At 51.3% G+C, this 16219-nt stretch carries 15 protein-coding genes; 14 read left to right on the top strand and 1 reads right to left on the bottom strand.

Features of this window, described 5'->3' with window-relative positions; genetic code table 11:
• Positions 1 to 109: 109 nt before the first annotated feature.
• The 14 genes from ACFSUF_RS02785 to srtB all read left to right on the top strand — a co-directional run bounded on the left by ACFSUF_RS02785 (position 110) and on the right by srtB (position 14467).
• Positions 110 to 484, top strand: coding sequence for a DUF4180 domain-containing protein (locus ACFSUF_RS02785; RefSeq protein ID WP_377599866.1), 375 nt, complete (start codon positions 110 to 112; stop codon positions 482 to 484).
• A 267-nt stretch (positions 485 to 751) separates the two neighbouring features.
• Positions 752 to 1585 carry a diaminopimelate epimerase gene (locus ACFSUF_RS02780; protein WP_377599864.1) on the top strand — a complete coding sequence of 278 codons (834 nt, stop codon included), beginning with the start codon at positions 752 to 754 and terminating at the stop codon, positions 1583 to 1585.
• 29 nt (positions 1586 to 1614) lie between these two features.
• The gene (locus tag ACFSUF_RS02775) at positions 1615 to 2415 is read left to right on the top strand and encodes a nicotianamine synthase family protein (protein WP_377599862.1); all 801 of its coding nucleotides are present in this window, start codon (positions 1615 to 1617) and stop codon (positions 2413 to 2415) included.
• Positions 2416 to 2451: 36 nt separating this feature from the next.
• Entirely contained in the window at positions 2452 to 3765 is a 1314-nt protein-coding gene (locus tag ACFSUF_RS02770) for an opine metallophore biosynthesis dehydrogenase (protein WP_377600232.1), read from the top strand.
• Between the two features lies 1 nt (position 3766).
• Positions 3767 to 5374: a staphylopine-dependent metal ABC transporter substrate-binding lipoprotein gene (gene cntA, locus ACFSUF_RS02765; RefSeq protein WP_377599860.1), complete on the top strand. Its 1608-nt coding sequence runs from the start codon at positions 3767 to 3769 to the stop codon at positions 5372 to 5374.
• 2 nt (positions 5375 to 5376) lie between these two features.
• Positions 5377 to 6309 carry a nickel/cobalt ABC transporter permease gene (gene opp1B / locus ACFSUF_RS02760; protein ID WP_377599858.1) on the top strand — a complete coding sequence of 311 codons (933 nt, stop codon included), beginning with the start codon at positions 5377 to 5379 and terminating at the stop codon, positions 6307 to 6309.
• Positions 6309 to 7145, top strand: coding sequence for a staphylopine uptake ABC transporter permease subunit CntC (gene cntC, locus ACFSUF_RS02755; RefSeq protein ID WP_377600230.1), 837 nt, complete (start codon positions 6309 to 6311; stop codon positions 7143 to 7145). Before opp1B ends, cntC begins: the two co-directional genes overlap by 1 nt.
• 6 nt (positions 7146 to 7151) lie before the next feature.
• The gene (gene cntD / locus ACFSUF_RS02750; RefSeq protein WP_377599856.1) at positions 7152 to 7994 is read left to right on the top strand and encodes a staphylopine uptake ABC transporter ATP-binding protein CntD; all 843 of its coding nucleotides are present in this window, start codon (positions 7152 to 7154) and stop codon (positions 7992 to 7994) included.
• A complete protein-coding gene (locus ACFSUF_RS02745) occupies positions 7960 to 8703 on the top strand; it encodes an ABC transporter ATP-binding protein (protein ID WP_377599854.1) in 744 nt (247 codons plus the stop codon). Before cntD ends, ACFSUF_RS02745 begins: the two co-directional genes overlap by 35 nt.
• Positions 8704 to 8720: 17 nt before the next feature.
• Positions 8721 to 9911: a staphylopine family metallophore export MFS transporter CntE gene (cntE, locus tag ACFSUF_RS02740; RefSeq protein WP_377599853.1), complete on the top strand. Its 1191-nt coding sequence runs from the start codon at positions 8721 to 8723 to the stop codon at positions 9909 to 9911.
• 93 nt (positions 9912 to 10004) lie between these two features.
• Positions 10005 to 11399, top strand: coding sequence for a beta-N-acetylhexosaminidase (nagZ, locus tag ACFSUF_RS02735; protein WP_377599851.1), 1395 nt, complete (start codon positions 10005 to 10007; stop codon positions 11397 to 11399).
• Positions 11400 to 11518: 119 nt separating this feature from the next.
• Positions 11519 to 12769, top strand: coding sequence for an ATP-binding protein (locus tag ACFSUF_RS02730; protein ID WP_377599849.1), 1251 nt, complete (start codon positions 11519 to 11521; stop codon positions 12767 to 12769).
• 156 nt (positions 12770 to 12925) lie between these two features.
• Positions 12926 to 13546 carry a fasciclin domain-containing protein gene (locus tag ACFSUF_RS02725; protein ID WP_377599847.1) on the top strand — a complete coding sequence of 207 codons (621 nt, stop codon included), beginning with the start codon at positions 12926 to 12928 and terminating at the stop codon, positions 13544 to 13546.
• A gap of 87 nt (positions 13547 to 13633) precedes the next feature.
• Positions 13634 to 14467, top strand: coding sequence for a class B sortase (gene srtB, locus ACFSUF_RS02720; RefSeq protein ID WP_377599845.1), 834 nt, complete (start codon positions 13634 to 13636; stop codon positions 14465 to 14467).
• 89 nt (positions 14468 to 14556) lie between these two features.
• Here the strand turns inward: srtB and ACFSUF_RS02715 are convergent, their stop codons facing one another.
• The gene (locus tag ACFSUF_RS02715) at positions 14557 to 16215 is read right to left on the bottom strand and encodes a response regulator (RefSeq protein ID WP_377599844.1); all 1659 of its coding nucleotides are present in this window, start codon (positions 16213 to 16215) and stop codon (positions 14557 to 14559) included.
• Between the last annotated feature and the right edge of the window lie 4 nt (positions 16216 to 16219).

Raw genomic sequence — 16219 nt, 5'->3', positions numbered from 1 at the left:
GGAAAGAGCCGATCCTCAGGATCGGCTTTTTTACTTGGAACCCGGTGCGGGGCAGGTGAAGGCATTGTCTGCTATAATACAGTAAAAAAACGATACCAGGAGGTACATCATGCAAATCACCAAAACAGAGTTAAACGGACATGACATTGCCATTATCAGCGGCAGCGAAATCATAATCCATGACGTTCAATCGGCATTAGACTTCATGGCGACGGTCCGTTATGAAGCGGGCTGCGACCGGATTGTGATCGGTGCTGATCTCATCAGCCCGGACTTTTTCGATCTGAAAACACGTCTTGCGGGTGAGATTCTGCAGAAGTTTATAAATTATCAAGTGAAGCTGGCCATCATCGGAGATTTTTCCGGATATGACAGCCAAAGCTTGAGGGATTTCATCTATGAAAGCAACAACGGGCAGAATTTCTTCTTCGTGCCGGATGAGCAGCAGGCGTTGGAAAAGCTAGGCGCGGCGGGGCGAATTTAAGGGATTGATAGACGATTTGGGCTTTCGGCTTGCACGGTCATACTAAAGCACGGCACCCATGAATAATGAGTTGAGAAAAGCACTCTTTCGTAACGGAAAGGAGTGCTTTTTTTGTATGCATCTACTCTTATGCACAGGATTTTTTTAACAAAACATATTGACGATGTTTTCATTTACGGATATCATGTACCTAGTCTTAATCGTAAGTATTACGATTAATTCAATGAAGTGAATTCGATATCAATATAGGAGCCAGAGGTAGCCGCGATGAAACAGGAAGTCGATTTTGTTAAGCTGAACCCCACGCAAAACATGACTATTCTTGTGAAAACGAAACATCCCGCCGAAGAGTATCAACGAATCGCATCTAGGATGATGTCTTATGACAGTGTGTATGCAGAGCAAGTAGGATTTATTGAAACACCGTCCCGTCAGGAAGCCGAAGCACATTTGCAAATGGCAGGCGGCGAGTTTTGCGGGAATGCGTGCATGGCGCTGGCCGTGTACGTTGCATCCGGGAAAGGTCTCTGTCCTGAGGATTCAATGAACATCGTTTTGCAGACGTCAGGTACAGATCAGCTCATCTCATGCCGGGTAAGGGTCGTCGCAGATCAGTATCTCTGCAAGATTGCCATGCCGGTCCCGAGGAAACTGGAACAAAGGCAAATAACGTATGAGGGCGCCGAATTGGATGTAGCCATTGTAAGGTATCCGGATTTTTATCATCTGGTGATAGAAGTGGAGAGCTTTAGTGAAGAAGTCAGGGAAAAGGCGCAGGCATTGGCGAAGCTGCTGGGAGTGACGCAAGGATCCAGTTTAGTGGGAGTTTTATTGTATAAGACTGAATCCGGGGAAATGGCGCCGCTCATATATGTTCCCCCGGTAGACAGCATGATCTGGGAACGAGGCTGCGGATCGGGCACAGCATCGCTGGGAGCCTACCTTTCCTGGAAACGAAAGGGTGGCGTCGAAGAACCGGTCCGGCAGCCTGGCGGCACGATCCATGTCACGGCGGACTGGTCCGGCGGGGAAGTGACAAGCGTCTGGATCGAAGGGACCGTCGGCATTGCAGCACAAGGCCAAGCTTATATCGAACTATAAAAATACATAGCGGGATGGAGCGGATCGGAATGATGGGAGTAAACACGGTCAGACTGCAGCATAAATTAACGGAATATTCTAATAAATTTACTGCATTAGCGCAGAGCTATGACGGTACCAAGGAACACGGTTTGGAGCTGGAAAACGTTCTGGACCACTATGCTGCCTTTGTCACCGATTCAGAGAACCTGCAAGCCTGGGCCGAAATTGAGGAGAAACATGCTGCCGGGCTGGACGGGTTAGCGGATGCAGTCAGAGCTGCCTCGGCACAATGTGTCGCCAACATGGAGAAATACCGAGCATGGAGACTGCTCAGTGGAACCGACGACCGGACCGGATATTTCTCCAATATTGAGTCCTGCATTGAGACGGAGTTTGGAAGCTTTCAAATCACTCCGAATTCCAAGGTGCTGATGATCGGCTCGGGTTCTTTTCCGATGACACCCTTACTGATTGCAAAACGGACAGGAGCGGAAGTGGTCGGCATTGATATCGATGAGGAAGCCATTGAGCTGGGGCGGAAGGTTGTCGCGGTCCTTGGGAGCGGCTTGAACATCCGGCTGGAGGGCGCTTCTGTAGAGCAGCTTGAGATTACGCGGGAGGCGACGCATATCGTGTTCAGTTCTACCGTTGCGGGCAAGTACGACTTGCTGGACCGGCTGCACGCTGTCACGAACAGCGGAGTCGTTGTGGCGATGCGGTACGGTAACCGGCTGAAGTCGCTGTTCAACTACCCTATGCAAGAGGTGAACAGGGGCAAATGGAGACTGGCTGATCATATTCAGCATGCCGGGCATGTGTTCGATATTGCTTTGTATGTCAAAGCCTAGCCGCAGTTGATGGGAAAGGAGAAGGGTACATTGACCATGCATGATTTCACTAGAGTGCTTATTATGGGAACAGGTCCTGCTTCCATTCAGCTCTCCGTCCTGCTGAAACGGCATATGGAAGGCACCACCGTAGGCATCGCCGGCAGGGAATCGGTCCGGTCCGGGCCCTGTTTCAGGGCGCTGGAGCAGCACGATCGCCTTGCCGTGGCGGGAGTCCAGAACAGGAAGCATGCGCAGATGGAAGGCCGGTGCCGGATCGACCATGTATTTCAAGGATACGGAAGCATTACAGGAGAATGGGATACGCTGATTCTGGCGGTCACCACCAATGCTTATCTCGAAGTGCTGCAGCAGGCGGGCAGTGAGCTTTTGCAGCTGGTAAAATGCGTGGTGCTGGTTTCTCCGACGCTGGGGTCCAACAGCCTGGTACGCCATTATATGGACTCGATCCCGGGCGGCGGCGGTACGGAAGTCATCAGCTTTTCCACGTATCTCGGTGATACCCGTTGGGCGGACGGCGAGCCGTCGAACCATGTCATCACGGCGGCAGTGAAGAGAAAAGTGTTCCTGGGCTCTACCCGCGGCAGTTCCAGCAATGTAGACATCCTTAACAAACTCTATGAGAAACTGGGGATCGCGCTCGAGGTCATGAACAGCCCGCTGGAAGCCGAGACGCGAAATATATCTTTGTATGTTCACCCGGCGCTGTTCATGAACGAGTTTTCACTCGATGTCATTTTCCGGAAGTCCGCCAACAAAGCCTACGTATACAAAATGTTTCCCGAAGGGCCGATCACGCAGCGCCTGATCCGCGACATGCTTGCCGGATGGAAAGAGATGACGTCTGTCATGGAAAAACTGCGCATTCCAGGCTTGAACCTGCTGAAGTTTATGACAGACGACAATTATCCGGTCAGGCCGGAAAGTTTGTCCCGCGAGGACATTGACGGCTTCGTGCAGCGCGAGCCGATTCATCAGGAATACCTGCTGTATGTGAGATATACGTCCCTGTTGATCGATCCTTTCTCGGAGCCGGACAAAGACGGAAGGTACTTTGATTTCTCTGCGGTGCCCCTTCGGCACATCTTTGTGAACAAGCAAGGGGACTGGGATGTTCCGCGGATGCCGAAAGAAGACTACTATCGAATCAAAATCATTCAGGGGATAGCAACCCATGTGCAGTCCTCCTGCCCGACCGTCGACAAGTGGATTGCGGCATACGAGCGGTACATACTTGAGGCAGCACGGGCCCTTGAGGGGGAGCGGTTGTCGGAGGCTTTTGCCATCCAAAGCTGGAAAGAAGATTTGCAAAGAATTTGCAGTCAAATCAATATGCAGGGGGATACATAAGATGAAGTTGAGACAAAAAGGGTTTACAGCGTTACTATTGGCCGCCATGATCGGACTGGCCGGCTGCAGCAGCAATGACGACGGAGAAACGGAGACGAAGAAGCAAGATCAGGAGCTGGTGTACGCCGCGGCGAAAGATATCAACGATATGAATCCTCACCTGTATCAGGGGTCGATGCCGGCGCAAGGAATGGTGTACGAATCGCTGGTGGAGAACACGGAGGAAGGCATTAAGCCGCTGTTGGCGGAGTCATGGGAAATTTCCGAAGACGGGAAAGTATACAAGTTTCATCTGAGAAAACATGTTATGTTCCATGACGGGAAGCCCTTTAACGCGGAAGCAGTGAAAAAGAACATCGAAGCTGTGCTGCAAGAAGGTAAGAAGCATTCCTGGATCAAGCTGTCGACCAAGATCAAAAGCGTTAACGTCATCGATGAGCACACGGTCGAGCTTGTTTTGTCCGAGGCATACTATCCAGCCTTGCTGGAGCTGTCGATGACCCGGCCGTTCGTGTTTCTTTCTCCAGACAATTTCAAGAACGGATCGACCAAAGACGGCGTAAACGGATACAACGGAACAGGCCCTTATAAGCTTGTGGAACATAAAACAGACCAATATGCTGTTTTCGAAGCGAACGAGACGTACTGGGGCGGTGCTCCCAAAGTGAAGAAAATTACGTCCAAAGTGCTCCCTGCAGGGGAAACTACGCTGTTAGCGCTGCAAAAAGGGGAAGTAAACTTCCTGTTCACGGACGACCGCGGCACGGACAGCATCGACGTGGAGGCTATGAACCAGCTGGCGGAATCGGGTGACTTCCAGATCATCCGAAGCAAGGCGATGAATACGAAAATGATCGTTGCCAACAGCAGTAAGAAGGACCATCCTGTGCACGAAACCGCGGTCCGTGAAGCGATCTGGTACTCGATTGACCGTGAGACGATCAGTAAGCAAATCTTTAATGGAACGGAAACCGCAGCCAACACCCTGTTTTCCTCTAACGTCAATTATGCCGATGTGGAGCTGAAGGAACGCGCCTTCGACCTGGAGAAAGCGAAGAAGATTTTGGAGGAAGCAGGCTGGAAACTGGAACAGGGCGGCAAGGTGCGGTCCAAAGCGGGCGCTTCATTAGCAATGAAAATGTACTATGACGTCAATTCTACTTCCCAGAAAACGCAGGCGGAATTTATCCAAAGTACGTTGGCAAGCATCGGGGTTGAGGTACAGCTGATCGGAGAAGAATGGTCCTCTCTTGTAAACCGGAGAACAACAGGAGATTATGACTTGATGTTTAATCAGACATGGGGGCTTGCGTACGATCCGCAAAGCACGATCGCTGCGTTTACGCCGGATTCGCCTTATCACCATACCACCCGGGGTATGGCCAAGTCTGCGGATCTGTACCGGAACATTGATGAGGTAATGGTATCTAAAGATGAAGAGACCCGGAAGTCGTTGTATAAGGATATTTTAACGATGGTTCATGACCAGGCAGTCTTTATTCCGATTACGAACGGCAGCGTGACTGTAGTTGCGCCGAAAAGCCTGAAGGGCATCTCGTTCAAGCAAACGCAATTCGAGCTGCCGTTTGAGCAGATGCATTTTGAATAAAGATGGGTAGTTATATTGTCCGAAGATTGCTGCTGTCTATTCCTCTTCTGGCGGTCATTTCTTTTTTAACGTTTGGCCTGAACCATCTGTCTCCTATGGAGCCGGCAGAAGTGATCCTGCATGCGCAAGGCGTGCCGCAAATCACGGATGAATTGGTGGCTGAAACGAAAGCGGTGCTGGGGATGGACCGGCCGTTTCTGGTCCGATATGTAGATTGGCTGATGGCAAGTGTACAGCTTGATTTCGGGAACTCCTATATAACGGGAAAACCGGTATGGTCCCTGCTGGCCCCGGCGCTGCTGAGTACGCTGTACCTGACGATGATCTCGGCCTTTGCCATTATTATGCTCTCTGTGATCCTAGGTGTCCTTTGTGCTCTGTGGGAAGGGAGGCTGCTGGATCAGTCCGTAAGAGGCATCTTCTTTGTCCTTACGTCCATGCCGCCTTATTGGCTTGCTTCGCTAATGGTATGGTACATCTCTGTGCATTTGGACCTGCTGCCTACGAGCGGGATGGACTCTGTTCAAAGTTTTATCTTGCCTGTTACCGTAATTACAATCACCTATGCCGGCAATTACTTCCGGATCGTCAGAAGCTCGATGATCAGCAATTTGAATGAAGACTATGTGCTGTATGGAAGAGCTTGCGGCTTGCCCGAGCGGATTGTCACCCTCCATATGCTGAGAAACTCGCTGCAGACTGCGGTGTCTGTTTTTTGCATGGCCATTCCTATCCTGTTGGGAAGTACGGTCGTTGTAGAGAACCTGTTTGCCTGGCCGGGGGTAGGGGCGCTGAGCGTGACCTCTATATTGGGCAGGGATGTTCCGGTGATTCAGGCGTATGTGCTGATTTTGGCTGCGGCTTTTGTCCTGTTCAACACATTGTCGGACATGGTTACCGCGGTCATCAATCCGAAGATAAGAAAGGATCTATGATGAAACGACTTCCATACTTAGGGAAAAACAAGGTGACCGCTATTTCCTTAGCTATTGTTGCGGGGACCCTTGCAGCTGGAATATTCGCACCTTGGGTAGCGCCGCACGATCCGTTGGAGGTACATATGCTGCTACGGTTTGCGGGCCCTTCATCGGAATACTGGCTGGGCAACGATCACTTGGGGCGGTGTATGCTGTCCCGTCTGATCTATGGCATCCGGCCAAGTATTCTATGGGTGCTGGCTGCTTTAGCGATGTCGGTGGGGATTGGGGCTATGTTGGGTTTGGCAGCGGGTTATTTTAAAGGGATTGCGGATGCAGTCATTATGAGAGCGTGCGATGTCATGCTCTCTTTTCCGGGATATGTCATGACGCTGGCGGTAATCGGGATATTGGGGGTCGGCCTCGAAAATATTCTGATCGCCTTTGTCATCACCAAATGGGCTTGGTTCGCCCGTGTCATCCGAACTTCAGTGATACATTATGCAGAGTCCGAATATGTGAAGTTTGCAAAAATGCTGGGCGTAGGCAGCTTCCTTATCATAAAGAGACATATCGTGCCTGTGTCGCTGAAGGACATTGCCGTCCTCTCGAGCAGCTCGTTCAGCTCTATGATTTTACAGTTATCGGGGTTTTCCTTCCTTGGTTTAGGGATTCAAGCGCCGCAGGCGGAATGGGGAATGATGCTGAATGAAGCGAGAGAAGTCATGTTTTCCCGGCCGGAAATGATGCTTGCCCCGGGACTGGCGATGATTGCGGTCGTATCGGCGCTCAACTTTCTGTCGGATTCCCTCCAGATCCTGCTTGACCCGAAACTGCGAAAGGAGGCGGCTTAATCGCTTATGGCTATGCTGGAAGTATCCAATCTCCGAATATGGGACAGCCGCACCGGAAGTGTGATGGTTCCCGGGAGTTCCTTTCAGGTCGGGAAAGGAAGCTGTCTGGGGATTGTCGGCGAAAGCGGTAGCGGGAAATCGCTCACTTGCCGGGCAATCATGAGGTTGAACAAGCCCGGAATCCGCCAATCCGGTGACATTCTGTTCAATGGAGTCAACCTGGCTCAGCTTTCCGAAAAGAACATGAGACCAAGGAGAGGAAAGCAGCTGTACATGATTATGCAGAACGGCATGCGCGCCTTCGATCCGTCCTGCCTGATTGGCGTTCATTTAAGAGAAGTGCTGAGCGGGCATTTCGGGTGGGGCCGTGAGGAAATCACAATCCGAATGAAATGTGCCATGTCCAGCGTGCTGCTGAAAGATCCGATCGCGGTGATGAATTCCTATCCGCACCAGCTGTCGGGCGGCATGCTGCAGCGGGTGATGATCGCATTGGCGCTCGTATTGGAGCCGGACCTGATCATTGCGGATGAATTTACCTCCGCGTTGGATACCCTATCCCGTTTCGAGGTGATGGAACAGTTTATGCAGCTCCGGCAAAGAATGGGCTGTTCGGTGATGTTCGTTTCCCATGATTTGGGCGTTGTCCAAAAGCTGGCGGATGAGATTTTGGTCATGAAAGACGGGATGATTGTGGAGCGGGGAACGACAGAGGCTATCTTTTCCGGGGCCATGCACGAGTACACCCGGCAATTGGTGTCCTCCAGCCTTGCACTGCATCATCGTTTTCAGGCCGTGACGGGAGGAATGCAGCATGTTGAGCGTGAACGGCGTCGTGAAGTCTTATAGAACTGGTGGGGTGTTTTCGCGGGAAAGACATACGGTGCTGCACTCTATCAGCTTTGAATGGAAGCCGGGGGAGCGCCTAGGGATCATCGGTGAAAGCGGAAGCGGTAAATCTACGTTAGGACGCTTGCTGATTGGCATCGAGAAGCCGGATCGGGGATCAGTGTTGTTTCATGGGCAGAACATTGGGGACCCCCAAGTAAGAAGAGGCAGGATCAGCGCTGTTTTTCAGGACTATACTTCCTCTATCAATCCTTTTTACACCGTGGAACAAGCTTTGTTGGAGCCTTTGAAACAGCAGAACACCGGACGGCGAGAGTCATTGGAGAAGATCGATTTGCTGTTGCAGCAGGTGGGGTTGGAACCCTCGTATCGGTCTAAATATCCGCATGAACTGTCAGGCGGGCAGGCGCAAAGAGTTTGCATTGCCAGGGCCGTCGTTACAGAGCCGGAATGCATAGTGTTGGATGAAGCGGTCAGCTCTTTGGACGGGTCCGTTCAGTTTCAGGTGCTGGAGCTGCTGCAGAAGATCGGGGACCTGTACGGCGTGGGTTATATTTTTATCACACATGATATCCAGGCTGCAGCTTATGTTTGCGACAGAGTCATGTTTATCCGGAACGGGCACATCGTGGAGACGGCCGAAACCGATCAACTGAAGAACGTGCAGTCTCCGTATGCCAGAGCATTACTGCAGGCGGTCACCCCGTAAGGAAGGAGCGGCAGAAGGTGAAGGGAGCTTTGTCTTGGCCTTTTTTAAGATTATATCTATTGACTCTGCTATATTTCAGCGCTAACTCTATACTCAATGTCATCATTCCCCTAAAGGGCGATTCCCTGGGGGCGACCAATACGACGATCGGCCTTGTGATGGGGGCGTATTTGTTCACTACGATGATACTCAGGCCTTGGGCCGGCATGTTGATACAAACTTACGGGCCGATTCGAATGCTGCGTATCCTTCTTGTGGTGAACGGTGCGGCGTTGTTGTTATATACTACTACCGGCATGGAAGGTTATTTTGCCGCGCGTATGCTGCAGGGGGCTTGTACCGCTTTTTTCTCGATGTCCCTGCAGCTTGGCATTATCGATGCGCTGCCTGACAAGCATCGCTCCCAGGGCATTTCCATGTATTCCTTATGCGCGACTATGCCCGGCATCATCGGTCCCTTTTTGGCGGTAGGCATATGGCAAGCGGGGGATGCAGGCTATCTGGCCTTCACTATGATCTCGATTGCAGTCCTTACAGGGATCGTGGGGTTCAGCACCGACATAGACGGGAAAAAGGAACAGCCCGCTCCGGGCCAAGCGCAGCAGGGAGTGACCATGGTTGAGTCTATGGGCCAATTAGTGCGGAATCCGCATTTGTTCAAAAGCAGCGTTCTGATGCTGACCGCTTCGCTTGTCTTTGGTGCGGTGACCACCTTTATACCGCTGTATGCGCTGGAAACAGGGAGCGGACATGCCGCACTGTTTCTCATGCTGCAAGCGGGAACGGTAGTGGCGGCCCGGTTTGTGCTGCGGAAGAAGATCCCGTCCGACGGACGGTGGCATTCCTGGTTCATGGTAACGATTATGGGGTTCATCGCGGCAGCTTCACTGCTGGTGAGCTTCTTGGCCATGGGGGGGACCATTTGGTTTTATGCCGGCGCGGTTCTGATGGGGCTCGCGCAAGCGCTGCTGTATCCTGCATTAACGACCTATTTGTCGTTTGTGCTTCCTTCATCGCAGCGCAATGTTCTGATGGGCCTGTTTATCGCCATGGCGGATTTGGGCGTTTCGCTTGGCAGTATCGTCATGGGACCGATTGCGGATGTATCCTCCTACTCCCTGATGTACACCCTTTGTGCTGTACTGGGAGCGGTGATGATTCTGTTCGCTTACGAGCGGAGGCCGGGGTTGGAGCGGCTAAAACGGTAAACAATTATTTCCATTCCGCCAAATCCAAAGTATGGAACGAATAATTTGATTAAATACTAGTGAAGTGATTGAAATCACCAAGGAGGAATCAGCATGACTATACTTCACAAATATATCTTTGTTCTCTTATTGAGCATAGCAGCCTTGACCGGTTGCGGCACGAACTCGGATAACCGGGCGAACGAAACGCCGCCTCAGACACCGGCGGCTCCTTCGGCCCCCGCTGCCCCTCAGCCAGCGGATGGCGGGAATGAGGGGAATGGCGGTCAGGCTGGGAATGGAGCTGATAGCGGGAATGGCGGTCAGGCCGGAAATGATCCGGCTAACGGGACTGATCAATCCCCGCCGCCGCAGACGCCGGCACCAACTTCGCCGCCCTCAAAGCCGCCGGCTGCAGATCCGGTCAGCAAGCTCATGTCCCAAATGACCCTCAGAGACAAAATCGGCCAAATGGTAATGGTAGGCATCGAGGGCACAGAAGTGGGGAAGATCACGCAGCAGATGCTTCAACAGTATAAAGTCGGCGGGATTATTGTATACGCGAACAATCTCACTTCGGTTTCGCAGACGAGGGCCCTGCTGAATTCGTTGAAGCAATCGAGCAAGGAAGCGGGGATTCTGCCGCCGCTTCTGCTTGGAACCGACCAGGAAGGCGGAAGGGTTTCCCGGTTCCCGGCCGGTATCGATAAATTCCCTGCCAGCCGGGTAATCGGGAATACGAATAATGCCGACTATGCCAACAAGGTTGGACAGGTTATGGGATCCACGATGAAGGCGTTCGGTCTGAACATGGACTTCGCTCCGGATCTCGACGTCAACACGAACCCGAATAACCCGGTGATCGGAGACCGTGCGTTCGGTACAACCCCGCAGCGTGTCATCAAGATGGGGATCAGTGAAATGAAGGGAATCGGCAAAGCGGGCGTTATCCCCGTGGTTAAGCATTTTCCGGGACACGGCGACACATCGGTAGACTCGCATAAGGGACTTCCTGTTGTCACACACGGTTTGGACCGGTTGAGAAAAGTAGAGTTCGCCCCATTCCAGGAAGCGGTTCAGCAGGGTGCCGATGCAGTGATGGTCGCACACCTGCTGATGAGTCAACTAGATCCGAACGTACCGTCTTCCATGTCCAAAGTTATTATTCAAAAGTACCTGCGCAAAGAACTCGGTTTCGAGGGCGTAGTTATCACGGATGATATGACGATGGGAGCGATCGGCAAAAACTATACGTTAGACGGGGCGGTGATCCGATCCGTTCTGGCAGGTTCGGACATCATTCTGGTCGGCCATGAGCCTGAGAAGCAGCGGCTTGTGCTGCAATCGCTCTATAAAGCAGCCCAAAACGGCAAGATTCCGGCCGATCATATCAATGCAAGTGTCCGGAGAATTCTGGAATTGAAGCAGAAATACAAACTAACTAACAACCCGGTACCGAAGGTAAATTCGGCAAAGCTCAACACATCAATCCGGCAGACATTACAATAAGGCGTTAGACTAAGGAAAAGGACACCGGCGGTGTCCTTTTTTTTTAACTTTTCATAGGAGCCTCCCTTGAATTCAAGTTATAATGAGAATTACTACTACAACAACTAAGAAGGTATCGAATGGAACAACTCAAAGATTATTTGTTTCAGCTGATGATGGTGGCCGTCCCTATTTTTGTGTATGAGATGGTATTTTATCAAAAGGTTTCCGGAAGAAAGCCTTCCAAATGGATCGCTTCTCTGTTGTGGAGTAGCTCTATCCTGCTGTGCATGTCGTTTCCGGCGGATTTTGGTTCAGGGTACCGCTTGGATATCCGGGTCATTCCGTTATTATTAGGCACACTATACTTCGGTCTTCCGGCCGGTATAGTGCTAACGGTTACGGTTGCGGCATATCGGCTGTATATGGGAACCGGCGAGGGTCTATATACGACAATTCTTACTCTGTTGTGCACCGTTCCGTTGTTTGTGCTGCTGGGCCAGAGGTTTGCCGCGTCAGGGAGGATAAAGAAAATCAGCATCGGCGTAGTATTATGTGTCTACTATTCCGTCACCGGGATGGCGTGGTCCACGTGGATACTCGGTTTCTCGCTGGAAAGGCTCCAGGCGCAAGTGACTCATCTGTTGTTTAGTTCCCTCGTAGTCTGGGGGGTTATCGTGCTGAAAGAGAAGTTTAGCGAATTTCACCGGCTCCGGCAGGATCTGCAGGATAAGGAAAAACTGAGGGTGTTGGGGGAACTGACCAGTGTATTCGCCCATGAGATCCGAAATCCGATGCAGGTGGTCCGCGGCTTTTTGCAGCTGCTCGATGATTCGGAACTTCCCGGCAAAAAGAAGCAGTACATCCAGCTTTCCATCGAAGAACTGGACCGTGCCAACGGGATCATTAACGACCTCTTAGCCTTTAGCAAGCCGACGGATGAAAGCAGGCAGCGTACGGATGCAGGGGCCCGGATACTTCGTGTGATCGAGATGATGCACTCCTATTCAGACAGATATCAAATTGCAGTGAAGAGGGATGTCCGCAGCGAGATGTGGATTCATGCGAATCCGCAGAAATTCGACCAATGTGTGATGAATATACTCAAGAATGCGATAGAGTCTATGCCGGATGGAGGGCAAGTGACGGTCTGCTGCGGGCCATCTAAGAGCGGTATGGTTGAAATCCTGATCAAGGACGAAGGCGTCGGCATGACCAAAGAGCAGGTGGACCGGCTGGGCTCGCCTTATTATTCTTTGAAAGAGAGCGGCACCGGGCTTGGCCTGATGGTCAGTTACCAAATCATCAGGGACATGAAAGGCAAAGTCCAGGTGAAAAGCGAGATCGGCAAGGGGACGACGGTTTCTATTCAATTGCCGGGAGTTATCTAAAATAGTATGTTTCCGAAAAGGCGGCCAATGATGGATGGGCAGTCTTTTTCGTTATTATACAAACATAGTACAAACGCTTTACAAAATTAGGCGGCATGTTATACAATCATTATACGAACCATATACAAAATACATTTTTCTGGAGGTTATGTGAAGATGGCGAAGGTAAAGTGGTTTGCAATGGTGTTGGCTTTGGTGATGCTGGTCGTACCAATGTCGAGTGTAATGGCTGCTGAAGGCGACAAGGATATTGTCGATACGGCTGTGGGCGCGGGTACGTTCAATACCCTCGTGGCAGCAGTGACGAAAGCAGGATTGGCGGAGACGCTGAAAGGCGAAGGTCCGTATACTGTATTTGCACCGACGGATGAAGCTTTTGCCGCATTATTGAAACAGCTGAACGTAACTGCTGATGAACTGCTGGCCAGAAAAGACCTGAAGGATATCCTTCTGTATCATGTTGTCCAAGGTAAAGTGCTGTCCACCGACCTGAAAGACGGCATGGAAGCAACAACCGTGAACGGCAAAAAGGTGAAGATCTCCCTTGATCCGGTTATGGCAAATGATTCCAAAGTGGTTACAGCGGACATCCAGGCGTCGAATGGCGTAATCCACGTAATCGATGCTGTGCTGCTGCCTCCAGCTGACGAAGCTGCACCTGTCAACCCGGAAACCGGTGACAGCTCCACAATCCTATACGCTTACCTTGCAGGTTTCTCTGCTCTAGTGTTGGGTATTTACGCCGTCGCCCGCAGAAAACGCGGATTTCAGCAATAAGACCGGAAATGCCGATATACCGGAAACATAGAGGGGGCTCAGCTCCCTCTTTTGCCTATTTATCACGGTCATCTGGAGGTGGTCCTCATGCATTGGTGGAAAAGGCTGATTGTGCCGGTGTGTACTGCGGTGTTTTTGTTTTCGTCCTATAAAGTGGCCGCTACCTATGAGGGGAAAGTTCAAAATGATAAACTTTACGAACAAGTTCGGCAGGAATTTGCGTCTCCGGCGCCGCAAACGAATCAATCGGAGCGCGGTGAACCGCGTCAACAGCCGCCGCTGCCGAAGGCACCTTTACCGGCAGGCACTGAGGACGCTCCTGAGACTGCAGTAAAACCTGCTGCAGAACCTGCTGCTAAACCGGAGGTGCTTCCGGTTTATAAGAAGCTTTTGGCTCAAAACAAAGATACCGTCGGCTGGATCCGGGTCCCGGGCACGCCCATCGATTATCCGGTTGTTCAGACCAAGGACAATTCGTACTATATTCATCATAATTTCAAGCGCAAGCGGTCGGCATGGGGCGCGATCTTTATGGACTACCGCAATGCGCCGGACGGGGATAACCGCAATACGATTTTGTACGGGCACCATATGAAGGACGGGTCCATGTTCAAGGGGCTGACGCAGTATAGAAAGGAATCTTTTTTCAACAAAAACATGATGATCTCCTTCAGCACAAAATATGAGGAAATCGAATATGAAGTCTTTTCCGTTTACGTGGCTGAAGCGGACGAACCCTACCTTCAAACCAGCTTCCGCTCCGGGCGGGACTACACGGATTTTCTCGTGCAGCTGCAGCAAAAGTCGCTGTTCTCGAGGGGACTCGCTTTTTCCAAAAACGATAAGATCTTAACGCTGTCTACGTGCAGTTATGAGTATGAAAATGCCCGTTTGGTCGTTCATGCCAGACGAATCCCATAAATAAAGTTAGGGGTATGCTTAGTAGGCTGCTCCTTTTTTCTAGGTCCGCAGCGTCTGCCCCGAACATTTGCAGGATTAGCTAGCTTGGTTTATTGTTTTCCAGTACCGGAAAATCCGTCCCTGTATTCCTGGGGGGTGACGCCGTAATATTTTTTAAACAGTTTGATCAAATAAGGCGGGTTCTGGTAGCCCAACTTGGTGCAGATCTGGTAGATCCTGTCGTCAGTCTGCTTCAGGAGCATCGCGGCTTTTTCCATTTTCAACCGGATAATATAATCACTTAAATTTTCGCCCGTACGGGTTTTGAACAGTTTGGATAAGTAGGCGGGGTGCATTTTAACGTGGTCCGCGATTGCTTGTAACGTTACATCCTCAGAGAGTCTGTCGTTAATAAAGTGCTGAATCTGAACAATCGTATTGCTCTTGGAATCCACCTGTTCCTTGTTCAGGTCCTCGAAAAGCTTGTCGGCCACACGGACAGCCCAGTCCTTCAGCTGGCGAACGCTCAGGAACGGCTTTCGGGTATAAAATAGCTCATAATCCGTCCCGATGATGCCTTCCAGCTGTTTCCCGTTTTGATGCGCCGCGTAAGTAAAAGCCGCCCCCAAATGAAGAAACACTTCCTGCATATGTTCATGGGAGCCGCTCCATTGTTCTTCCAGTTCCGCCACGACCGCCCCGATTTTGCGTACCGTCTGCTCCCGTTGGCCCATATCCAGCAATTGATTTAGCGTCGGCGTCTCGTACAGGTTGCGCAGCGATTTCATAGGCTTTGGAGCGTCATCATCCGATATTTTAAGAAATATATCCCTGTCATTCCCTATGTTGCGCCTGATCGTGGATATGGATTCCTCATATAACCCCGGCAGTCGTCCGGGAAAGCTGCCCCAGGTGCTCATTACAATGGAAATATGCCGTTTCAAGTAGGTTGTGACATTCTCTTGAAGGGTAAGCGCCGTCTTTTCCAGCAGGGTGGTGCTGGCTGACGAACTCATGCCCAGCTCGGCAAATTCGGCTAACTTCGAGTCGGACAGCTTGACCACCAGAACCAGATAATCGTACTGATCCCTTCCCGCAAGCAGTTCAAAGTGCTCCCCGAACGTCTCTTCCGCAATGTTAATGACAGCATACTCGAATAAGTACATACTTTTGAGATCGCTGCTGGAGAAGCTTTCCTCCAACCGGATAACCAGAACGGCTGCGGGATCCGCCGGCCGGAAGGAAAGCTGTGTAAGCTCTAACCGGCTGGCCAGTTCCTCGTTTGACCATGACTTTCCCATGAGTACATCTTGCAGCAGCTGAGCCCGCATGACAGGGATCTGTTCCCGTATCGCAGCGGTCAAGCTCGTTACGGAATAAAGGGCGGCAGCTTCCTGGCAAAGGAGCTCGATCATCCGGCCGACGGCCTCCATAATCTCTTCATCGGACGCAGGCTTCAGAAGGTATTCCGTTACCTGATAGGCCATCGCCTGCTTGGCGTATTCGAAATCGGAGTAACCGGAGTGGAGAATGCATTTAGTCTTCTTGTTGATCTCCCTGATTTTCTCAATCAGCTCCAATCCGCTGATGCCCGGCATGCGGATGTCCGTTAGCACAATCTCAATGGAGTGGGCCGCGATCAGCTGAAATGCTTCCTGACCGGAATAGGCGCGGTATACCTGCGAGATATTCAATTCTTCCCAAGGAAGCAGCTCCGCTAAGGAGTCCGCTACTTTTCTTTCATCATCGACGATTAACAGCTGGTACATTGCC

This window comes from Paenibacillus gansuensis (assembly GCF_042684925.1).
Classification (GTDB): Bacteria; Bacillota; Bacilli; order Paenibacillales; family DY6; genus Paenibacillus_N; species Paenibacillus_N gansuensis.
The sequence above is the reverse complement of the archived record's forward strand: the minus strand, read 5'-3'. Positions and strand labels throughout refer to the sequence as shown.